The 19220-nt window shown below is 74.2% G+C and carries 20 protein-coding genes, 1 tRNA gene and 1 pseudogene; 12 read left to right on the forward strand and 10 right to left on the reverse strand.

Features of this window, described 5'->3' with window-relative positions:
- Positions 1 to 275 precede the first annotated feature (275 nt).
- Positions 276 to 1511 carry a M6 family metalloprotease domain-containing protein gene (locus tag IF88_RS0127510; RefSeq protein ID WP_030718108.1) on the forward strand — a complete coding sequence of 412 codons (1236 nt, stop codon included), beginning with the start codon at positions 276 to 278 and terminating at the stop codon, positions 1509 to 1511.
- A 96-nt stretch (positions 1512 to 1607) separates the two neighbouring features.
- Here IF88_RS0127510 and IF88_RS0127515 read toward each other — a convergent pair.
- From IF88_RS0127515 to IF88_RS0127530, 4 genes and pseudogenes are all read right to left on the reverse strand, one after another.
- Positions 1608 to 1681, reverse strand: a tRNA-Lys gene (locus IF88_RS0127515).
- Positions 1672 to 2278: pseudogene (locus IF88_RS40965) on the reverse strand (bifunctional DNA primase/polymerase). Before IF88_RS40965 ends, IF88_RS0127515 begins: the two are co-directional and overlap by 10 nt.
- A 195-nt stretch (positions 2279 to 2473) precedes the next feature.
- Positions 2474 to 2815, reverse strand: a complete 342-nt coding sequence (locus IF88_RS0127525) for a hypothetical protein (protein ID WP_030718117.1) — start codon at positions 2813 to 2815, stop codon at positions 2474 to 2476.
- A 222-nt stretch (positions 2816 to 3037) separates the two neighbouring features.
- Complete coding sequence (locus tag IF88_RS0127530) at positions 3038 to 3607, reverse strand: NADPH-dependent FMN reductase (protein ID WP_030718120.1); 570 nt, start codon at positions 3605 to 3607, stop codon at positions 3038 to 3040.
- A 112-nt stretch (positions 3608 to 3719) separates the two neighbouring features.
- Here IF88_RS0127530 and IF88_RS0127535 point away from each other — a divergent pair, with 112 nt between their 5' ends.
- Positions 3720 to 4199, forward strand: a complete 480-nt coding sequence (locus IF88_RS0127535; protein ID WP_030718123.1) for a MarR family winged helix-turn-helix transcriptional regulator — start codon at positions 3720 to 3722, stop codon at positions 4197 to 4199.
- Between the two features lie 205 nt (positions 4200 to 4404).
- Here IF88_RS0127535 and IF88_RS0127540 read toward each other — a convergent pair whose 3' ends face one another.
- From IF88_RS0127540 to IF88_RS0127550, 3 genes are read right to left on the reverse strand one after another with little or no spacing between them, the layout of a single operon-like run.
- Positions 4405 to 5745: an AAA domain-containing protein gene (locus tag IF88_RS0127540; RefSeq protein WP_030718126.1), complete on the reverse strand. Its 1341-nt coding sequence runs from the start codon at positions 5743 to 5745 to the stop codon at positions 4405 to 4407.
- Complete coding sequence (locus IF88_RS0127545; protein ID WP_030718129.1) at positions 5742 to 7379, reverse strand: hypothetical protein; 1638 nt, start codon at positions 7377 to 7379, stop codon at positions 5742 to 5744. Before IF88_RS0127545 ends, IF88_RS0127540 begins: the two co-directional genes overlap by 4 nt.
- Positions 7376 to 8518, reverse strand: coding sequence for a hypothetical protein (locus tag IF88_RS0127550; protein WP_078893178.1), 1143 nt, complete (start codon positions 8516 to 8518; stop codon positions 7376 to 7378). The genes IF88_RS0127545 and IF88_RS0127550 overlap by 4 nt, the downstream gene beginning before the upstream one ends.
- A 169-nt stretch (positions 8519 to 8687) precedes the next feature.
- On the opposite strand from IF88_RS0127550, the gene IF88_RS0127555 reads away from it, so the two are divergent.
- Together IF88_RS0127555 and IF88_RS0127560 are read left to right on the forward strand one after the other, a co-directional pair.
- Positions 8688 to 9284, forward strand: coding sequence for a histidine phosphatase family protein (locus tag IF88_RS0127555; RefSeq protein WP_030718133.1), 597 nt, complete (start codon positions 8688 to 8690; stop codon positions 9282 to 9284).
- 826 nt (positions 9285 to 10110) lie between these two features.
- The gene (locus IF88_RS0127560; RefSeq protein ID WP_030718135.1) at positions 10111 to 10452 is read left to right on the forward strand and encodes a VOC family protein; all 342 of its coding nucleotides are present in this window, start codon (positions 10111 to 10113) and stop codon (positions 10450 to 10452) included.
- A gap of 9 nt (positions 10453 to 10461) precedes the next feature.
- Here IF88_RS0127560 and IF88_RS0127565 read toward each other — a convergent pair whose 3' ends face one another.
- Positions 10462 to 11781, reverse strand: coding sequence for a hypothetical protein (locus IF88_RS0127565; protein ID WP_030718136.1), 1320 nt, complete (start codon positions 11779 to 11781; stop codon positions 10462 to 10464).
- Between the two features lie 240 nt (positions 11782 to 12021).
- Here IF88_RS0127565 and IF88_RS0127570 point away from each other — a divergent pair, with 240 nt between their 5' ends.
- The 3 genes from IF88_RS0127570 (at position 12022) to IF88_RS0127580 (ending at position 14163) form a co-directional block, all read left to right on the forward strand.
- On the forward strand, positions 12022 to 12429 hold the full coding sequence (locus IF88_RS0127570; RefSeq protein WP_030718137.1) for a hypothetical protein: 408 nt from the start codon (positions 12022 to 12024) through the stop codon (positions 12427 to 12429).
- 34 nt (positions 12430 to 12463) lie between these two features.
- Entirely contained in the window at positions 12464 to 13342 is an 879-nt protein-coding gene (locus IF88_RS0127575) for a spermidine synthase (protein WP_030718138.1), read from the forward strand.
- A gap of 176 nt (positions 13343 to 13518) precedes the next feature.
- Positions 13519 to 14163 carry a class I SAM-dependent methyltransferase gene (locus IF88_RS0127580; RefSeq protein WP_030718139.1) on the forward strand — a complete coding sequence of 215 codons (645 nt, stop codon included), beginning with the start codon at positions 13519 to 13521 and terminating at the stop codon, positions 14161 to 14163.
- A 25-nt stretch (positions 14164 to 14188) separates the two neighbouring features.
- Here the strand turns inward: IF88_RS0127580 and IF88_RS0127585 are convergent, their stop codons facing one another.
- Complete coding sequence (locus IF88_RS0127585; RefSeq protein WP_030718141.1) at positions 14189 to 14731, reverse strand: hypothetical protein; 543 nt, start codon at positions 14729 to 14731, stop codon at positions 14189 to 14191.
- Between the two features lie 79 nt (positions 14732 to 14810).
- Between IF88_RS0127585 and IF88_RS0127590 the strand changes: the two genes are divergently transcribed.
- The 5 genes from IF88_RS0127590 to IF88_RS40970 all read left to right on the forward strand — a co-directional run bounded on the left by IF88_RS0127590 (position 14811) and on the right by IF88_RS40970 (position 18191).
- The gene (locus IF88_RS0127590) at positions 14811 to 15500 is read left to right on the forward strand and encodes a response regulator transcription factor (RefSeq protein WP_078893179.1); all 690 of its coding nucleotides are present in this window, start codon (positions 14811 to 14813) and stop codon (positions 15498 to 15500) included.
- A gap of 7 nt (positions 15501 to 15507) precedes the next feature.
- Positions 15508 to 16902, forward strand: coding sequence for a sensor histidine kinase (locus IF88_RS0127595; protein ID WP_030718145.1), 1395 nt, complete (start codon positions 15508 to 15510; stop codon positions 16900 to 16902).
- A gap of 212 nt (positions 16903 to 17114) precedes the next feature.
- On the forward strand, positions 17115 to 17249 hold the full coding sequence (locus IF88_RS49140) for a hypothetical protein (RefSeq protein ID WP_267884534.1): 135 nt from the start codon (positions 17115 to 17117) through the stop codon (positions 17247 to 17249).
- A 53-nt stretch (positions 17250 to 17302) separates the two neighbouring features.
- A complete protein-coding gene (locus tag IF88_RS0127605; protein ID WP_030718147.1) occupies positions 17303 to 17974 on the forward strand; it encodes an NADPH-dependent F420 reductase in 672 nt (223 codons plus the stop codon).
- A gap of 37 nt (positions 17975 to 18011) precedes the next feature.
- The gene (locus tag IF88_RS40970) at positions 18012 to 18191 is read left to right on the forward strand and encodes a hypothetical protein (protein ID WP_037807229.1); all 180 of its coding nucleotides are present in this window, start codon (positions 18012 to 18014) and stop codon (positions 18189 to 18191) included.
- 659 nt (positions 18192 to 18850) lie between these two features.
- Here IF88_RS40970 and IF88_RS46755 read toward each other — a convergent pair.
- Positions 18851 to 19168: a hypothetical protein gene (locus IF88_RS46755; RefSeq protein ID WP_158754596.1), complete on the reverse strand. Its 318-nt coding sequence runs from the start codon at positions 19166 to 19168 to the stop codon at positions 18851 to 18853.
- Between the last annotated feature and the right edge of the window lie 52 nt (positions 19169 to 19220).

Consider the following 19220-nt stretch of genomic DNA (forward strand, 5'->3'; position numbering starts at 1 on the left):
CTATCCAGCGGCGTCGCCGCGTGAGCCCCGGGAGTTCGGCGTGATGACGGATTGCCGGACCAAGATCGCTTGATCGTTTCTGCGCGGCTGTGAACATGTGAAAGCCCTGGCTGATCTCGGGTGATCGGTCGTGACGTTCTGTAGGCAGGTGCGTGAAGTCCGGGGGTCACCGGCTTGCCTCATCGCTCACTCGTGTGGGGCAGCGGAACAGGGCATTAGTAAGACAATCGCCTCAAGGTGGCTAAACAGGCACGAATCCACCACCGGAGGTCGATGTGGCGCGACAGCAGACACCCGGGGGAGTGGACCGTTCCCGCATCCGAAGTACCGCCGCGGCGCTCACCTCCCTCACCGCGCTCGCCGCCATGTCGCTCGTCGCGGGGCCCGCGGTGGCCGATTCCGGCGCCGGCCCCTGCGCGCTGACCCGGACGGGCGCGCACCACTCGCTGGGCCTGGACAGCTGGAACGGCGCCTACCCCAAGCCCGAGCGCACGCTCGATGCGGTCATGGTCTTCCTCTCCTTCCCCGACCACCGCACCACCCTCACGACCACGGAGCTCGCCCGCGACCACTTCCCCGCCACCAGCGAGTTCTTCGAGCAGGCCTCGTACGGCCGGTTCCGGCTCGCCCCGCACCCGCAGAAGCAGTGGATCCGGATGCCCAAGCCGTCCACCGCGTACGGGATAAGGCGGGACTGGGCCCCCGGGGACCGGGCGACCTACCTGCGCGACGCGGTCAGGGCGGCCGACGCCGAGGTGGACTTCGCCAAGTACGACATCGTCTACTTCGTCGCCGACCCGGACGCGCCCGGAGTGGACTCCGACGCCACCAAGGTCGTCAACTTCGACCGCCCGATCGTCGCGGACGGCACCGAACTGCGGCGGATCGTCACCGTCTTCGAGCGCCACCCGCCGGACCGCAACGTACTGGCCCACGAGACCGGCCACGTCTTCGACCTCCCCGACCTCTACCACCGGCCCACCGACGGCAAGGGCGACTGGGATACGTACGTCGGGGACTGGGACGTCATGGGCAGCCAGTTCGGGATGGCCCCGGACCTCTTCGCCTGGCACAAGTGGAAGCTGGGCTGGCTGGACGCCTCCCAGGTGGACTGCGTGCAGTCGGGCTCCTCCCTGCACACGCTCCAGCCGCTGGCACAGGCCCCGCCGAGCGGAGGCACGGGCGGGACCCGGCTGGCGGTGATCCGTACGGGCCCCGGCAGCGCCATCGCCGTCGAGGCGCGGGGCTCCGCCGGCAACGACGGGGACACCTGCACGGAAGGGGTCCTGGTCTACCGGGTGCGCAACGAGGCGGCGTCCGGCGGCGGTCCCATCGAGGTGATGGACGCGCACCCGGACACGGAGGCGTGCTGGGACCGTTCGGTGTACCCGCCGCTGGCGGACGCGCCGCTGGAGGTGGGCGAGACGTACACCGTGCCGGGGGAGCGGATCACCATCGAGGTGGCGGACCGGACCCGGTCGGGCGCGTACACGGTGAAGATCACGACGTGAGCGGGGCGCGGCCGCGGGGCGGCCGCGGGGCGGTCGTGCGCGGTCGTGGCACGACGAAGAAGGCCCCCACTCGCGTGGGGGCCTTCTTCTTGTCTGTGCGCCGCCAGGGACTCGAACCCCGGACCCGCTGATTAAGAGTCAGCTGCTCTAACCAACTGAGCTAGCGGCGCTTGCTGACGAGGAAGACATTAGCAGGAGGATCCGCGGAACGAAAAATCGATATCCCCAGGTCCGGTCGGTGCGGGGCTGCGGGCCGCCCGTACGAAGGCCCAGAGCAGGGCCTCGGGCCCGGGAAGCCACGGCGTCCGCGCGTCGGGGGCGACCAGCCACCGGGAGGGGCCGGGGGCGGCGGCCAGCGGCGGCACGGTCACGGCGTCGCCGGGGCCGTGGCACAGGGGCACCGGGGCGGCACGGGAAGCTCCCCATTCCTCCCACGCCAGCAGGGCGGGAAGCCGGTGGGCGGTGCCGGGGGAGGCGAAGAGGAGGATCCGGCCGCGGTGCACGGCGACCGGACCGGAGCCGGGCCCCTCGGCCCAGAGCAGGTCCAGGACGCGACGGCCGAGGACGAGCGGGACGTTGACGACGTCGAAGGCGCTCCCGCAGGGAAGCGTGGCGGGCAGGCCGGGCCGTGCCTCCCAGAGCGCGAGGGTGCTCCGGGGGTGGGCGGAGGCGGAGGCGAGCCAGGCGGCGCCCTGCGGGGTGACGTGGGTGGCGTGCGCGGGCCGTGCGGTGAGGGTGGGACCGGGAGCCGTCGTCAGCGTCGTCATATGCCAAGGTCTACCGGCCGTAGCGACCCGGTTTCCAGGAGTTACCAGAAACCGGGACGCGGCGGCTCTCGCTGCGGTATGTTGCGCCCCGCATATGCCAGCCCCATCCGGCCCCGCCCCGGCGATGGAGGCGCGGGGTCTGGGGTCTGGGACGGAGCCCCAGGAGGCTCCGCGCAGCGGGTCGGCCCGGCCCCGCTACGGCGTACCGGCTCCGCGCTGGAGGGTCTCGCCGAACTCGATCATCTTGAGGGCGTAGTCCTCGGTCCACTCCGCCTGCTCCGCGATCACCGCGGGCGAGAGCCGGTCGAAGCGCCGCGGATCCGCCAGCTGGGCGGCCGCCAGCGCCTGGAACTCCACGGCCCGCTCCTGTGCCGCCCGGAAGGCGAGGGTCAGTTCGGTCGCCCGGGTCAGCAGCTCCCGGGGGTCCTCGATCGACTCCAGGTCGAAGAAGTGCTCCGGATCCCCCGCGGCCTCCGAGGGCTCGAAGAGCAGAGGCGCCGGCCGCAGCCGTCGCTCGGTCCGCTCGGGCTCTGCCATCCGTGTCCTCCTGCTGCGCGTGCGAAATGCTTCCGGGCCACCGTCCATTGTCCAACGCCGCGCAAGACCCCACGCGATGGGCGGGAACACCTGTACGGCCGACGAGGCGCACGAGCAGACCGACCGCCTGAGGGGTGCGGGAGTCGCACAGGCGAGCGGCCGGAGCCGGCGGCGGGGGCCGTACGCGCACGCCGCGTACGGCCCCCCACCTCCTCCGGAGCCTCAGACCGTGACGGACTCCGCGGCGCGCCGCGCGGCCAGCTCGGCCACGTCGTCCAGTACGCCGGCCAGCTCGCCGACGAGCGCCTCGGGGGCCTCGAAGCCCTCGGGTCCGATGAGCTTGGGGATGCCCGGGATCGCGACGGACCGCTCGGCGGGCAGCATGCCGAGGCGGGTGAGCACCGGCAGCAGCATCTCGGCGGCCGGGGCGCCGCCGGTGGGACCGGCGCTGTAACTGACGAGGCCGACTGGCTTGCCCTTCCACTCGTTGTAGAGGAAGTCGATGGCGTTCTTGAAGGGGGCCGAGAAGCCGCCGTTGTACATCGGCAGGACGAAGAGGAAGGCGTCGGCCGAGTCGACCAGGGCGCTCCAGTCGCGGGTGTGCTGGTGGGCGTAGTTCCCGGTCGAGGCGTATTCGGGCTCGTCGAGGAAGGGCAGCGCGATCTCGGCGAGGTCGACGGGGGTGACCTCGAAGCCGCCGCGGTCGCGGGCCTGCTCGGTGACCCAGCGGGCGAGGGGGCGGCCGGAGGAGGTCGGGCGGGTGGCGGCGGAGATGACGTGCAGGCGGGTCATGAAGGAGCTCCCGATCGGTGCGGTTGTTGATGTGTCACCGATAAAACCCGCAAAGTGTGTGACGTGTCAACGAGATAGATGATGTGTCACCGACCTGGCTAAAGTGGAAGGCATGACCCCCGCATCCGAGCCGCCCCGCTGGCTCACGGAGCCCGAACAGGACGCCTGGTACGCGTGGCGGCGGATGTTCCCGCTGGTCGACGCGGAGATCGCGCGGGACCTCAGCCAGGACAGCGGACTCTCCGAGGCCGACTACGACGTCCTGTCGGTGCTCGGCTCCACGGACGGCCACCGCATGCGGATCACGGCACTGGCCGAACTGATGCAGTGGTCCCGCAGCCGGCTGTCCCACCAGCTCACCCGCATGGAGAAGCGCGGCATCGTCCGCCGCGAGGAGGTGGCCACGGACGGCCGGGGTGCGGAGGTCGTCCTCACCGGGACGGGCGTGGCCACCATCACGGCGGCGGCCCCCCTCCACGTGGAATCCGTCCGCCGTCACCTGATCGACATCCTGACCCCGGCCCAACTCCGCACCCTCGCCGAAGTCGGCGAACTCCTCCGCGAACGCCTGGGCGCCCAGCGCAAGACCTGAGCGGGATTGCGGTCACCCGGTCTTGAGGCGGGTCCGTTCGTGGCGGGGCTCGGGCGGGCACGGTTTCGGCCAATATGCCGCAAGCTGCGACTGGACAAGGACGTAGCCACCGCAGAGATCGAACTGGACCAGGACCTGCAGTGAGGCGGTGGCCCTCGCTGCAGGTCCGTCCGTCGGCGTCGCCACGCCGGGGCGGCAGGTGCCGTTACGGGCGCCAGGGGATGCGGTGTTCCGCCAGATGGGCCAGGACCGAGTGGTTGGCTTCCCAGCCGTCCGGGAACTTCACCGTCACGCCCAGCTGGACCGGTTCCGTCGAGGGGTGGTCGTCCAGGAGTTCCGCTATGCCCGCCCGGGCCACCACCACGCACGCGTGCCGGTGCCGGGAGGCCAGGACGCACAAACGGCCCGTCTCCAGGTGGAAGGCCGTCGCGTCCGGGCGCCCCGACAGGGGGTGGAGGACCACCGTGAGGTCGTACTCGCGGCCCTGGAGGCGGTTCGCGGTGTCCACCGTGACCCCCGTGACCCCGAGCCCCGCCAGCGCCGCGCGGACCGCGGCCGCCTGGTCGCGGTGGGCGGTGCCGACCGCGATCCGGTCCGCCGTCAGCGGGGACGGGCCCTCGGACTGCTCGTCGGAGGTCACCGCCCCGCGGTCCAGGGCGCGGCGGACCACCAGCGCCACCGCCCCGACCGCCTCCGGGTCGGTGCGCGGGGTGTGCCGCGCGGGCAGCTCCAGCAGGCCCCAGCCCGCCTCGGCGGCCTCGTCCAGCACCCGGTCCGGGGCCGACCCGTCCGAGGGGACCCCGTACGACAGCCGCCGCTCGCCCCGGCCCGTACCGCTGCGGAACTGCGTGTACGGGTAGAACGCGCGGGAGACCAGCGGGGCCGCCGTCGCCGGGAGCCGCCAGGACACCGGCAGCCGGTGCTGCGGCAGCTGGGGGTTGTGCGCCAGGAGGGTGCTGACGGCGCTCGCCGAAGGGTCGTACGACAGGCCCGCCCACTGCTCCGCGCCGACCACGCTGAAGGGGTCCAGCTGACCCGGGTCGCCCACGAACAGCGCCCGCTCGAACAGCCCGGCCACGGCCAGCAGCGCGTCCGAGCGCATCTGGTACGCCTCGTCGACGATGGCGTGCTGCCAGGGCTCGACGTCCTTGACGAAGGCCCACTTCGCCGCCGTGGAGATGGTGATCGGCAGCTCCGCCAGGTCCTTCGGCTTGGCCGACAGGGTGACCGAGGGCAGCGCGCGCAGCGCCGGATCGTAGGCGTCGCCCTCGCTGCTGTGCAGCCGGCCCACCTTCAGGTCCGGGTCCTTGTCGGCGAGCCGCAGCACCAGGTCGTCGACCTGCGCGTTCGTCTGCGCCACCACCATCAGCCGGCGCCCGGCCGCGGCCAGCTCCCGGGCCGCCCGGACTACGAGCGTGGACTTGCCGGCCCCGGGCGGGGAGTCGACGACCACGCCCCGCTCGGCCCCGTGCAGGGTGTCGCGCAGGATCGCGGCGGTCGCCTCGGCGGCCGCGGCCCCGGGGTCGAAGGATGCGGTCGCGGTCACAGCAGATCCTCGTCGGTCACGGCGTCGGGCAGGGGGACGGCGCTCAGGTGCCCCGGCGGGCCGCCGTGGGTCCACGGGGTCTGCTCCGGCTCCGGGAGCTTCGGGCCGCCGCGCGCGTCGTGCTCGAAGAGCGTCCAGCAGACCCGGTCACCCTTCTCCGGGACGGACCCCGGCTCCGGGTCCCGGCCGCGGCCCATCTTGTCGAGGAGCCGCAGCACCAGCCGCCCGTCCTCCTCGAAGCGTACGAACTGCGCGCTCTGCGGGCGACCGTCCAGCGAGCGGAACACCTTCCCGCCGCCCCCGTCCGCGAGCTGCGGCCGGTCCTCCGTGGCCACCGTCACCAGCGGGCGCGGGCTCGGCCGCTTCGACTCCGTCCATTCCATCACCACCTCGGTGACCTCGCCTGCGAAGGCCTCGCCCGCGAGGCGCCGACCCGCCATGACGAGCGGGTCGTCCAGCGCCTCCTGCGCGTCGAGCCGCACCTGCTCGGTCTCCCGCGTGGCCAGCTTCTGGGCGGCCGTCACCGCGTCGTCGCGGCGCGGCTGCGGCGGCTCGCCGGCCCGTACGCGGTCCCGGTGACCGGTGTACGACCAGCGGTCGCGCGTCCAGCGCTCCTCCGCGCGCTCGCCCGGCGGCAGGGAGCGCAGCAGGTCGATCGCCTCCCACGTCGCCCACCAGGTGTTCGACATCTGGTCCACGACCAGCCGGCGCACGGCCTCCTCGGCCTTGCGGACCTCCTCGGCCCTCCGCGCCTCTCCGGTCTTCCGCGCCTCTTCGGTCTTCCCCACCCCGTGGTCGTCGTCCCCGGGCCCGGCCGCCAGGGCCGAGCGCGCCGCGTCGTACCGGGCGATGGCCGGCGCCAGCAGCTTGTTGTCGAAGGCCGGGTCGGTGGCCGGACCGGCCGGCGGGCACAGCAGCCGGCCCTCCGCGTCACGGCCCAGCTCCGCCCGCATCGCCGCCTCGGCCCCCGAGAGGCCCTCCGGCGGGTCGATCCAGCCCAGCAGCGCGCCCAGGTGCTGGTCCTCCAGGTTGCTCTGGCCGGTCGCCCAGTGCCGCGACAGCAGATCCGTCGCCGACAGCAGCATCGAGGAGCCCGGCACCCGCGAGCGCTCGGCGAGGTGCGTGAACCAGCGGCCCAGCATCGGCACCTGCGAGGGCGCCGGATACGGGTTCTCCGGCTCCTCCTCGGCGGTCCGCCGGAACCGCATCGACCGCCCCAGCAGCCGTACGTACTCGATGCCCGCCCGGCTCGGCACGATCAGCTGCGGCGCGTCCACGCACAACTCGGTCTCCACCTTGACCCGCTTGCCCGTCTCCGGGTCGGTCTCGCTGCGCTCGGCCGGCTCCACCACGTCCGCGTACGCGTCGATGTGGGCCAGCACGGGGACCGCCAGGTCCGCGAGGAACGCCCACCGCAGGTCCCGGTCGCGCGGCTGGGGTATCACGAACACCGACGGCGCGTGCCGGTCCGTGCCGACCAGCGCGCCCAGCGGAGCGCCGGCCTCACCCGCTGTGGTCAGCGGCACGAAGACCATCGGGGTCTCGCTCAGGTGGCGGTGGCGTACGGTCGCGAGCGGCTGGGCGCGGCCCGCCCGTACGGCCTGCAGCCGGGCCAGCGTGTTCAGCAGGCTCATGCGCCGACCTCCGCTGCCGACGACTCCAGCGCCTCGGCGCGCAGCCGGGCCGCGCGGTGCAGGGCGGCGGCGGTCGGATCCTCGGCGCAGCCGGCCCCGGAGGCCGCCGCGAGGGCCTCCTCGACGGTTGTCAGCGCGCCCAGCTCGCCCCGTACGGAACGGCCCAGCGCGGTCACCGCGCCGGCGGTGCGGGCCCGGTCCCGGCAGTGGAAGGCCAGCTCGCAGGCGGCCAGGCACTCGGGGGCGTAGGCGGCGTCCACGGCGGACACCGCCTCGACGAGCTCCTCGGTGGTCCGGGTCGCCGGGTCGAAGCTGAGCCCCTCGGGCAGCGTCGCGGCCAGCTCCTCGACCCGGGTCAGCCGGTCCAGCTGGCGCCGGGTCACGGAGCGCTCGCGGCGGATGTCGACGGGCGAGGCAGTGGGCAGGTTGGAGAAGTCCTTGGGGCAGACCAGCAGCACGGTGTGCCCGACCTCGGCGCCCGCCAGCTTCCCGGTGGTCTTCTCCAGCGCCAGCACGTACACGGCGGCCTGGCGGGCGGCGGCGCCCACCTTCGCGGCGTCGGCGGCCCCGTCGATCATCGGGAACGACTTGATCTCCACAACGGTCCAGCGGCCGTCGGGATGCACGACCACGGCGTCCGGCTCCAGGTAGGCCGGGGAGCCGGCCACCTCCAGGGCCAGCATCGGGTGGTCCAGCAGGGTCCACGCCTTCGCCGCGGTGGCCTCGCGCAGGGCGAGGGCGGTCCGGGCGGAGCGGCCCTCGGGCCCGGCGGCGGTGAGGTCGGGGACGTGGGCGCCCGCGCCGGGGGGCTCGGCGGCCGGGTCGAGGTGCGCGTGCACCAGCCGCAGCAGCTCGGCTCCGCCGTCGCCCTTGACCTTGGCCTCGAAGGAGTTCCCGCGGACTATGGCGAACTGCGACTGCCCGAACGCGGCGGGCGAGCCGAGGGCGGTGGCGAGGGCGTTCTTGTCCACGCCCGCGCCGTCGAGCAGGGCCCGTCTGCCGCAGCCGGGATTGGCGGCGAGGGCCGCCAGCGCCCGGGCGTCGAGCGGACGGGGCGGCACGGCCGGGCCGCGCAGGCCGGCGAGCCGCTGCCGCAGCGTGGTCGGCTGCGCGGGGCTGCTGGGCGGGTAGGAGCTCACGGGCGGAAGTGTCCCATCCGCCACTGACAATCGTGGACTTAGCGCGGAAACCGGCGGCGGGGGCGGGTGGAGTCCGCCCCGTCCACGTGTTGTTGGATGATGGGCGGACGGCTGAATGACCGGAAAAACGCATGAACGCGCACAGACTCGTATGAAACGGGAGAACCCCATGGCCCCCCGCATCCTGCTGGCCCGCCACGGCCAGACGGCGTGGTCCCAGCTCGGCAAGCACACGGGACGCACGGACGTGCCCCTGCTGGAGGAGGGCAAGCGGGGGGCGAAGCTGCTCGGCGAGCGGCTGGCCCGCGACCCGTGGAGGAACCTCTCGGGGGTCGAGGTCCGCACCAGCCCGCTGGTCCGCGCGAGCGAGAGCTGCGACCTGGCGGGCTTCGGGGTCCGGGCGGAGCCGTGGGACGCGCTGCTGGAGTGGGACTACGGGGACTACGAGGGCATGACCCCGGCCGAGATCCAGGCGATCCGGCCCGGCTGGCTGATCTGGCGCGACGGGGTCCCGGGCGGCGAGTCCGTCGCCGACGTCGCGGCGCGCGCGGACGAGGTGGTCGCCTGGGCGCGTTCGGCGGAGCGCGACGTCCTGGTCTTCGCCCACGGCCACATCCTGCGCACCCTCGCCGCCCGGTGGCTCGGCTTCGAAGCCTCCTTCGGCGCCCGCATCCGCCTGGAGCCCACCTCCCTCTCGGTCCTCGGCTGGGCCTACGGCGCCCCCGCGCTGGAACGCTGGAACGACACGGGCCACCTGGACACGTAGGCCCCGGCCCTGACGGAGCGTGCCGAGCCGGGCCGGGCCGTGCTGGGCTGGGCTGGGCCGGGCCGTGCTGGGCCGTGCCTGGGCCAGGCTGGGCCGGGCTGAGGCGGGCCAGGCCGGGCAGGGTCGAGCCGGGCCGGGGCTGTGTTGGAGGGGGCGCCGGTGTGCCGGGGCCGGGCGCGGGTTGGCTGCGCCGCTCGGGCCGGGGGTGGGGGCCTGTCGCGCCGAGGCCGAGCGGGTGGGGGGCCGGTTGTGCCGGGGGCGGGCGCGCGCCGGGGCGTCTCCTCGGGCGCCGAACGTGTCGGGGGGTCGGCGAGCTGGGGGCACCTTGCGTTCGACGCCCTGCGGGGATCACCCCGACACACACCCACCCCCGTCCCAACCGGCCTGGCTGTGCCGATTCCTCAGCCCATCGAGTGCTGACCCACCATCCAGTGCTGACGCACCGTCCAGCCTCCGCCACACAAGTTCAGCCCCGCCGGCGTTTGAGGCGCGGGGTCCGGGGCGGAGCCCCGATCTTTGAGCCGTACCTTCCGGCTGCGCCGCACCATCCAGCTGCGCCGCACAAGTTCAGCCCCTCCGGCGTTTGAGGTACCTTCCGGCTGCGCCGCACCATCCAGCTGCGCCGCACAAGTTCAGCCCCTCCGGCGTTTGAGGAGCGGGGTCCGGGGCGGAGCCCCGATCTTTGAGCCGTACCTTCCGGCTGCGCCGCACCATCCAGCTGCGCCGCACAAGTTCAGCCCCTCCGGCGTTTGAGCCGGTTTTCGACCCCGTTGAATTGAGTCCACCACAACGGAGTTGGGAGGCGGGCGGCGGGGAGGATATCGGTATGACGATTACCTCCGTGGTGCTGCGGCGGCGCGTGGACGATCTCGGTCCGGCCCTGGACTTCTACGTCCGCCTCACCGGCCAGCCCGCGACCCGGTTCGGGTTCGCCGGCCTGGACCTGGCGAGCGTCGGCCCGTTCCTGCTGTTCAGCGGGCCCGACGCGATCGCCGAGCGGTTCGCGGGAGTGGCCGCCACCCTCTCCGTGGCGGACCTGGACGCGGCCGTCGCGCACTGCGCCGCGTCCGGGGGCGAGGTGATCGCCGCCCCCGCCCCCACGCCCAACGGCCGCCGTGCGGTGGTGCGCCACCCCGACGGCGGGGTCTACGAGTACGTCGGCGGCTGACCGGCGGGGTCAGAGCACCGCGTGCCTCGTCAGGAAGGCCCCCACCCGAGGAGAGCGCTGGTGCGGAACGAGCGCGCCCGCCGTCTCCGACAGCATCGACCGGACCCGGGTGGACTGCACCTCGGCCAGCAGGTCCAGCACCCGCCCGCCCGCCCAGGCGGCCTCGTCGGGGGCGCCCGCGCGGGCCAGGTCCCCGGCCAGCTCGGCGGTGTAGAGGGCGACGTTCCGGGCGAAGTGCGGGTCCTGGAGGTCGGCGGCGCGGCGGGCGTGCCGGGCCGCGCGGGCGTGTTCCCCGAGCGCCGCCCAGCAGCGGGCCTCCAGGAACTCCAGCTCCGCCTCGCCGAAGAAGGACATCCACTCGGGGTCGGCGTCGGCCTCGCCCCGGGAGAACTCCGTGTGGGCCTGGGTCAGGGCCTCCTCGCAGGCCTTGCGGTCGGCCAGCCCCGCCCAGCCGCCGGCCTCCCGCAGGGCGAGCAGTGACAGCAGCCGCGGGGAACCGAGGGAGCGCGCGGCCCGGCGGCCCGCCTGGGCCGCCCGTACCGCCTCGCGGGAGCGGCCGCAGTCCCGGGCCAGGAAGGCCATGTTGCTGAAGGCGTGCGCCTCCAGGCCCGCGTCCCGGGCGACCCGGGCCGTCGCCAGGGCCTCCGCGTAGTGCGAGCGGGCGTCGTCGAAGCGGCCGGAGTCGTGGGCCAGCCAGCCGACCGAGACGGCCAGTTCGCCGGCGCCCGCGTGCAGCCGGTCCTCGGTGGACTGCCGGGTGGCCCCCGCGTCGAGCAGGGCGTAGGCGGTGCGCAGGGGCTCGGCGGCCCTGCGGTACAGGGCGTCGGCCCCGTGCCGGTCGTCCAGCAGCCGGATCTGGCGTACGGCGTCCTCGACGGCGGCGGCCTCGGACTCGCCGGCGCGGGAAGGGAGCCGGCGGGTGTCGCCGAGCAGGGTGAGGCTGAGCGTCGCGGCCGCCACGGTCGCGGAGCCGCCCGCCATGAACGCGCGACGCAGCACGTCGCTCTCCTTGGCACTGGAAGGGGAACGGTGGATGAGCACGGGGGAGGACTCGCGCCGGCCCGAGCGGCCACGGACGCTCTCGCGGGGGGAGAAGCCCAGGTCGGCCAGGGCGCGGCCGGGGAACATGTGGAGGAAGACGCGTTCGTAGGCGTAGTTGGGGCAGCGGATCTCGCCGGACTCGACGCGGCCGATGTAGCGCGCGTCGCAGGAAACCGTTTCTCCGATCTCCTTCGCCGCCCGGCGCACCAAGGCCGCGAACTCGGCCGGGGAGTGCTGCCCGCGCAGCCGCCGGAAGGTGGAGTTGGGTGAGTGGGGGGACGCCGCCATGGACGTGACCTCTCTGGCAAGAACGCAGCACCGGTGCTGTGACTGGGGTCCGGCGCGCATGAACGTACCGCCAGCGAGGGGGTGTTCATGCGATGTTTGCCTACAAAACGGATATCTCACCCGCGATCCGCCATGAACTGCCATCCTTTGCAGCGTCTTGCCGCCGCACCCGTTGACGTTCCCGTGCGTTGAACCCATGCGGATACGGATCGAGGAGGGGTTCCCTTGGTGGAGGGCGGCATGGAGAGCACTGGAACGAACACCGCGTCCGAGCCCGGCACGGCCCAGGACCTGGATCTGGATCTGGTGACCGTGCCGACGCGGCAGGGGCTGGAGGCGGTGGACATCATCCGCCGCGCCGCCAGCCAGGCCGGCGGGGTCGGACCCGTCCTGCACGACGGATCCGGCGACACCCTCGGTTTCCTCGTTCCGCCCGGCACCGCCGACGCGTGGGACCTGCCGGGCAGCGCCTGTACGCAGACCAACGGGCGCGGGATGCGCTTCGGCGACGCCGCCTCGCCCGCCGCGGGCGTCACCGGCTGGCTGCTCCCGCCGGAGGCCGTCGGGCCGGTCACCGACCCCGAGGTGCTGCGCGCGGCGCTCGGCGAGGCGGCCCGGCTGATCGAGGCCGCGGACAACTGCCGCTGACCCCTCCGCGACGGCGGCCCGGCACAATGGGGTGGTGGCGGGCAAGGACAGGAACAAGGGCAGGCAGCGCGGTCGCGGCACCGCGGAGGCGGTCACCGGGCAGGTGGACGGCGGCCGGGCGGAGCTGGAGCCGGACCGCGAGCGCGCCGGGGCCTGGACCCTGCTGATCGACGGGGCCCCGCAGTCGCACGTGGCCCTGGACGATCCCACGTACCTGGACTTCGCCTACCAGCGGCGGATCGGCCACCTCATCGACCTCGTCGCGCCCGCCCGGCAGCCGCTGAACGTGGTGCACCTGGGCGGCGGCGCCTTCACCCTCGCCCGCTACACGGCCGTCTCCCGTCCCCGCTCGACCCAGCAGATCGTGGAGATCGACGCCGCGCTGGTGGCCTTCGTACGGGAACACCTGCCGCTGGACCCGCAGGCGCGGGTCCGGGTCCGGGCGGTGGACGCCCGGGCGGGCCTGGCGAAGGTTCCGGACGGCTGGGCGGACCTGGTGATCGCGGACGTGTTCAGCGGGGCGCGCACCCCGGCGCACCTGACGAGCACCGAGTTCCTGGACGACGTACGCCGCGCCCTCGCGCCCACCGGGTGGTACGTGGCCAACCTCGCGGACGGTCCGCCGCTGACCCACCTGCGGAGCCAGATCGCGACGGCCGCGTCCCGGTTCACGGAGCTGGCGCTGGCAGCGGACCCGGTGGTGTGGCGGGGGAAACGATTCGGCAACGCCGTCCTGGTGGCGGCCGACCGCGAGCTGCCCGTCGCGGAATTCACCCGCCGGGTCGCGAGCGACCCGCACCCGGGCCGGGTCGAGCACGGCCGGGCACTGGCCGACTTCGCGGGCGGCGCGGCCCCCGTCGCCGACGCCTCCGCGGTGGCCTCGCCGCAGCCGCCGCCCTCGGTCTTCCGGTAGCCGAGCGGGTCTCCCTGCGCGGGGTTCCCGGGCGGAGGCGGACCGGTGACGGATGAGGTTTGCGCAGTTACAGATAAAGATCCCCAGAGTACTCCCGGCGGACGGCCGCCCTGCGTAGCCTGTGAACCCCTAGGAGGGCTTGCCCTCCTACGACGCGTTCAGGAGACGGCAAGGCAATGTCTGATTTCCCCGCAACTCCCGGTGCCCCCACCCCCGGCACCCCGAGTACCCCCAGCACCGCCGGCTCCGACTACACCCAGCGGCTGGCGCGCCTGGAGCAGTCCGGAATCAAGCGGCTGCTGCCCACGCAGGCGCCGTACCGCTGGAACCTGCAGCGACTGCAGCTGGGCCGGGTCCTCGACATCGGCTGCGGGCTGGGGCGGAACCTGCTCAACTGCGGCCCGGACAGCGTGGGCGTCGACCACAACCCGCACTCGGTGCAGACCTGCCGCGAGCGCGGACTGAACGCCTACACCCCCGACGGGCTGGCCGCCGCGCCGGACTGCGGTCCCGGCTCCTTCGACAGCCTGCTGGTCGCGCACGTGCTGGAGCACGTCGAGGAGGACACGGCGGCGACGCTGCTGGAGCAGTACCTTCCGCTGGTCAAGCCGGGCGGGTCGGTCGTCATGATCACCCCGCAGGAGGTCGGTTTCCGGTCCGACGCCACCCACATCCGCTGGGTCGGCTTCGAGGAGCTGCGCAGCCACGCGGCCAAGGCGGGGATAGCGGTCCGGCGGACCTACTCCTTCCCCTTCCCCCGGCCGATGGGCAAGGTCTTCCCGTACAACGAGTTCGTGCTGGTGGGCACGGTCCCGGCCTGAGGCCTCCCGTCCGGGACGGTCCGCCTCAGGGGTCGACGATCTCCACCAGCGGCGGGTGGTCGTGCCAGGTGCAGAACACCGAGACCTCGCGGCCGTCCCGGGTGAAGGTGACCCGGATCCAGTAGTCCTGCTTCCACACCTGCATCCGCCAGCCGGCCGCCGGCGTCGCCGAGACCAGCTCGGCGGAGGACGCGCCCAGGGAGAAGACGACCCGGCCGCCGGAGACCGGATAGGCCTTCACCTTGCCCGGATCCTGCCCGTCCCCCTGCCCGTAGGGGGACGGGGTCGCCGCGGGCTTCTGGGACGGCTTGCCGGAGGAGGGCCCGGCCGACGACGGCGCGGCCGGCGTCGGGGAGGCGGAGGGCGACGCGGACGCGGACTGCGCCGGGGGATCCGGCGGCTGCGCGCGCTGCGTCGAGGAGGACAGCGGCTGGGCGGCGAGCGGCACCGCGAGCGGCGGATCGTAGGCCGTCCCCGACATGACGCTGTGCACGCCCCACCACGACAGCGTCACCGCCGCCCCGGTCGCCAGCGTCCAAGCCATGGCATGAAGAAGTCCTCGTCGCATCAGGGCACATACTGCACCACCCGTCACAAGAGCAGCCCGACACCCCGCTGGGTCCCTCGAATGGACTACGGTGCGGGCCATGGCAAGTGTGCTCGTGGTCGAGGACGACCAGTTCGTACGTTCCGCCCTCATCCGGCACCTGACCGAGGCCTCGCACACCGTGCGGAGCGTCGGCACGGCCCTGGAGGCCCTGCGCGAGGTCGCGCACCACCGCTTCGACGTGGTCATCCTCGACCTCGGACTGCCCGACCTGGACGGGTCGGAGGCGCTCAAGATGCTGCGCGGCATCACCGACGTGCCCGTGATCATCGCGACCGCGCGCGACGACGAGGCGGAGATCGTCCGCCTGCTCAACGACGGCGCCGACGACTACCTGACCAAACCGTTCTCCGTGGAGCACCTCTCCGCCCGCATGGCCGCCGTCCTGCGCCGCTCCCGGGCCGCCGCCGGGGCCGAACCCCCCTCGCGCGTCCTGCGCGTCGGCGGGCTCGCCATCGACCCGCTGCGCCGCCAGGCCGAGCTCGACGGGACCGTACTGGACCTCACCCGGCGGGAGTTCGACCTGCTGGCCTTCCTCGCCGGGCGGCCCGGGGTGGTCGTGGCCCGGCGCGAACTGCTCGCCGAGGTCTGGCAGCAGTCGTACGGGGACGACCAGACCATCGACGTCCACCTGTCCTGGCTGCGCCGCAAACTCGGCGAGACCGCCGCCCGCCCGCGGTACCTGCACACGCTGCGGGGTGTGGGCGTCAAGCTGGAGCCGCCGCAGTGATGCCCCGATGAGATGGGCCCTGGTCAAGGTGTGCCTCGCGGTCACGGCCATGGTGGTCGTGGCCTTCGCGGTGCCGCTCGGGCTCGTCGTCCAGGAGATGGCCAGCGACCGGGCCTTCTCCAACGCCGAACGGCAGGCCGCCACCATCGGGCCGACCCTGTCCATCACCACCGACCCGGTCCAGCTGCAGAAGGCCGTGGAGTCCACGCAGATGGGCGCCGCCCGGCGGATGGCCGTCCACGTCCCGGCCATCGGCGACAGCGCGCCGGTGGAGATCGGCCGGGGCCGGGCGGGCGAGCACGCCGTCGCCGAGACCCGGCGGATCGGGCGGGCCACGACCGCCTCGGTGCCCGGCGGGGGGTCGGCGCTGCTCCAGCCGACCGCGCTCGGCTCCGGGGACATCGCGGTGGTGGAGATCTTCGTACCGGAGAGCGAGGTCAGCAACGGCGTCGCGACGGCCTGGGTGGTGCTCGCGGGCGTCGGGCTGGCACTGATCGTGGGCTCGGTGGCGGTCGCCGACCGGCTCGGCGCCCGGCTGGTGCGCCCGGCCGAGCGGCTCGCGGACGCCGCCCACCGACTGGGCGAGGGCCGGCTCGGGGCGCGGGTCCCGGAGGTGGGACCGAAGGAACTCCGCTCGGCGGCCGTCGCGTTCAACGCGATGGCGGACCAGGTGGTGCAACTCCTCGCCAACGAGCGGGAGCTGGCCGCCGACCTCTCGCACCGGCTGCGGACGCCGCTGACGGTGCTGCGGCTCAACACGGCCTCGCTCGGCGACGGCGCGGCCGCCGAACAGACCCGGGCCGCGGTGGAGCAGCTGGAGCGCGAGGTCGACACGATCATCCGCACGGCGCGGGAGCAGCGCCCGGCCACCGGCCTGGTCGGGGCGGGCGCCGGCTGCGACGCCTCCGAGGTGATCCGCGACCGGATGGACTTCTGGTCGGCGCTCGCGGAGGACGAGGGCCGCGAGGTGCGGCTCGCGGGGGTGGACCGCACGGTACGGATCCCCGTGGCCCGGCCCGAGCTCGCCGCCGCCCTCGACGCCATGCTCGGCAACGTCTTCCGGCACACCCCCGAGGGCACGCCCTTCTCGGTGGACGTCCACGACGCGGGTGACGCGGTCATCGTGCTCGTCTCGGACGCGGGACCCGGCATCGCCGACCCGGAGGCGGCCCTGCGCCGGGGCAACGACGGCGGCCGCGACGGATCGACCGGCCTGGGCCTCGACATCGTGCGCCGCGTCGCGGAGTCGACGGGCGGCGACGTACGGCTGGGGCGCTCGGTGCTCGGCGGGACCGAGGTCCGGGTGTGGATCGGCCTGGACGGCCGGACCCTCGGCGGTCCCGGCGGCGGGCGTGCGGGCCGTGGCCGGCGCGGCAACCGACGTAACCGGGGGCGCGCCTAGCGGGCGGCCGGTGGCCGCCTCGGTACGGTCCGCGGCATGGACACCCTCATCTTCGGCGGCCTCCTCGCCCCGCTGATCGCCAGGTGCCGTGACTCGTCCCGAACGGTCGTGCTCGGGGGTTCGCCTGCTGCCTCGCCTGCTGCTTCGCCTTCGGCTGGACGGGCGTCGCCTGCGGCGGCCTCTTCTACCCCTCCGGGCCCGAGATGACCGGCATGCTCGGCCTGCACCCGTACGTGTGGGCGTGGATCCTGTTCCAGGCCTCGGTGGTAGCCATCGGCATCGCCGTGGCCTTCGCCCACGCCACGGCGGACGGTTCCGGCGGCGAACCGGTACCAGTTCTTGTATGACGTGGGGATCCTGGACCAGCCGGGGCTCCCCGGCCGAGCGGAAGGAATCAGGCATGCGCTACGCAGTCCTCGGAACCGGGATCGTCGGCCGCACGCTGGCGGCCCGGCTCGCCTCCCTGGGCCACGAGGTGGTCATCGGCACCCGGGACCCCGGGGCGACCGCCGGGCGCGCCGAGTACGCCGACTGGCAGGCGGGGCAGCCCGGGGTGCGGCTCGCCGGCTTCGCGGAAGCCGCGCGGGACGGCGACACCCTGGTCAACGCCACCGGCGGGCAGGTCAGCATCGCCGCCTTGACGGAGGCGGACGCCGCCCACCTGGACGGCAAGATCCTGATCGACGTAGCGAACCCGCTGGACTTCTCGCGGGGCTTCCCGCCGAGCCTGGAGCCGGTGGACACCGACAGCCTGGGCGAGCTGATCCAGCGCACCTTCCCGGGGCTGCGCGTGGTCAAGACGCTGAACACGATGAACTGCCTGGTCATGGTCGATCCGGGCCGGGTCGCCGGCGAGCACCACGTCTTCCTCTCGGGCGAGGACGCGGACGCGAAGAAGGCCGTACGGGAGCTGCTCCACTCCTTCGGCTGGCCGGAGCGGAGCATCCTGGACCTGGGCGGGATCGAGACGGCGCGGGGCGCCGAGATGCTGCTGCCGGTCTGGCTCCGGCTGATGGGCTCCCTCGGGCACACGGACTTCAACTTCCACATCCAGGGGGCGTCTTCCGACTGACGGGTCCCCGGATTCCGCCGCACGGACGGGGGCGTGTATGTTGCCGCGCCCCCGGGCCGCGCCGAGGGTGGGCGAGGGCATCAAGACCGGCGCGCTGCCCCAGGCGGTCAAGAAGTTGATGGACACGGTGAAGCCGGAGGCGGCCTGCTTCGGTCTGCACGAGGGCGTCCGCTCCTGCTGGATCGTCCTCGACCTGGACGACAGCTCCCCGTCATGAACGCCGAGGACCTGGCGAAGGGCCTGGCGGCGATGCAGTCCTCGCCCTGACGGGAGGCCTCGGGGCCTGACCGGCCGGATCGCAGCGCCCCCGGAGCCCGCCCGGCCGGTTGGGCCGGGGTCGGGTGTGTGTCGGGGTGATCCCCGCAGGGCGTCGAACGCACTTCCGCTCAGCTCTCCGACCCGTCGTCACGTTCGGCGCCCGAGGAGACGCCCCGGCGCGCGCCCGGCCCCGGCACAGCCGGCCCCCTCGTACCTGGCCCGCGCGGCGCGGCCAACGGGCGCTCGGCCCTGGCACAGCCGGCCCCCTCGTACTCTGCCCGCGCGGCGCGGCCAACGGGCGCTCGGCCCTGGCACAGCCGGCCCCCTCGCACCCGGCACGCGCGGCGCAGCCAACGGGCGGCCGCCCCGGCGCAGCCGGCCCCCTCGTACCTGCACGCGCGGCGCAGCCAACGGGCGCCCGGCCCCGGCACAGCCGGCCCCTCGTTGCCGGCCCGAGCGACGCAGTCAACCCGGCCCCCTCGTACCTGCACGCGCGGCGCAGCCAACGGGCGCCCGGCCCCGGCACAGCCGGCCCCCTCGTACCTGCACGCGCGGCGCAGCCAACGGGCGCCCGGCCCCGGCACAGCCGGCCCCTCGTTGCCGGCCCGAGCGACGCAGTCAACCGAGCCGGCCGATGACGGGGCCGCCGAGGGCCTGGCCGAGCCAGAGCGCCGCGGCGACGGCGCCGGCGTCGCCGATGCCGTCGCGGGCGTTGATGAGCAGGAGTGTGCCGATGGGGCAGAGCGCGGCGGGGAGCCGGGCGAGGAACGCGTGGAGGGGGAGGGCGGTACCGCCGAGTGCGAACACCCGGCGGAAGCCGCCGGCCGAGGCCGCGGACTCGGGTGCGGACGCGGGTGCGGACGCGGGTGCGGACTCGGGTGCGGACGCGGCTGCGGACTCAGGTGGGGGCGTGGGGGCGGGGACGGGCTGGGACACGGACAACCTCCGACCGCACGCCGACCCTCCCGTTTCTCCGGCGCGCGCTGTT

The organism is Streptomyces sp. NRRL F-2580, assembly GCF_000720115.1.
GTDB lineage: Bacteria > Actinomycetota > Actinomycetes > Streptomycetales > Streptomycetaceae > Streptomyces.

Excerpts from the sequence above, each read along its gene's own strand:
- IF88_RS0127595 (WP_030718145.1), top strand. The coding sequence starts at position 15,508 with ATGAGATGGGCCCTGGTCAAGGTGTGCCTCGCGGTCACGGCCATGGTG.
- IF88_RS0127535 (WP_030718123.1), top strand. The coding sequence starts at position 3,720 with ATGACCCCCGCATCCGAGCCGCCCCGCTGGCTCACGGAGCCCGAACAG.
- IF88_RS0127605 (WP_030718147.1), top strand. The coding sequence starts at position 17,303 with ATGCGCTACGCAGTCCTCGGAACCGGGATCGTCGGCCGCACGCTGGCG.
- IF88_RS0127580 (WP_030718139.1), top strand. The coding sequence starts at position 13,519 with ATGTCTGATTTCCCCGCAACTCCCGGTGCCCCCACCCCCGGCACCCCG.
- IF88_RS0127565 (WP_030718136.1), bottom strand. The coding sequence starts at position 11,781 with ATGGCGGCGTCCCCCCACTCACCCAACTCCACCTTCCGGCGGCTGCGC.
- IF88_RS0127585 (WP_030718141.1), bottom strand. The coding sequence starts at position 14,731 with ATGCGACGAGGACTTCTTCATGCCATGGCTTGGACGCTGGCGACCGGG.
- IF88_RS0127555 (WP_030718133.1), top strand. The coding sequence starts at position 8,688 with ATGGCCCCCCGCATCCTGCTGGCCCGCCACGGCCAGACGGCGTGGTCC.
- IF88_RS0127525 (WP_030718117.1), bottom strand. The coding sequence starts at position 2,815 with ATGGCAGAGCCCGAGCGGACCGAGCGACGGCTGCGGCCGGCGCCTCTG.
- IF88_RS0127560 (WP_030718135.1), top strand. The coding sequence starts at position 10,111 with ATGACGATTACCTCCGTGGTGCTGCGGCGGCGCGTGGACGATCTCGGT.
- IF88_RS0127570 (WP_030718137.1), top strand. The coding sequence starts at position 12,022 with ATGGAGAGCACTGGAACGAACACCGCGTCCGAGCCCGGCACGGCCCAG.
- IF88_RS40970 (WP_037807229.1), top strand. The coding sequence starts at position 18,012 with ATGTTGCCGCGCCCCCGGGCCGCGCCGAGGGTGGGCGAGGGCATCAAG.
- IF88_RS0127545 (WP_030718129.1), bottom strand. The coding sequence starts at position 7,379 with ATGAGCCTGCTGAACACGCTGGCCCGGCTGCAGGCCGTACGGGCGGGC.
- IF88_RS49140 (WP_267884534.1), top strand. The coding sequence starts at position 17,115 with ATGCTCGGCCTGCACCCGTACGTGTGGGCGTGGATCCTGTTCCAGGCC.
- IF88_RS0127590 (WP_078893179.1), top strand. The coding sequence starts at position 14,811 with ATGGCAAGTGTGCTCGTGGTCGAGGACGACCAGTTCGTACGTTCCGCC.
- IF88_RS0127530 (WP_030718120.1), bottom strand. The coding sequence starts at position 3,607 with ATGACCCGCCTGCACGTCATCTCCGCCGCCACCCGCCCGACCTCCTCC.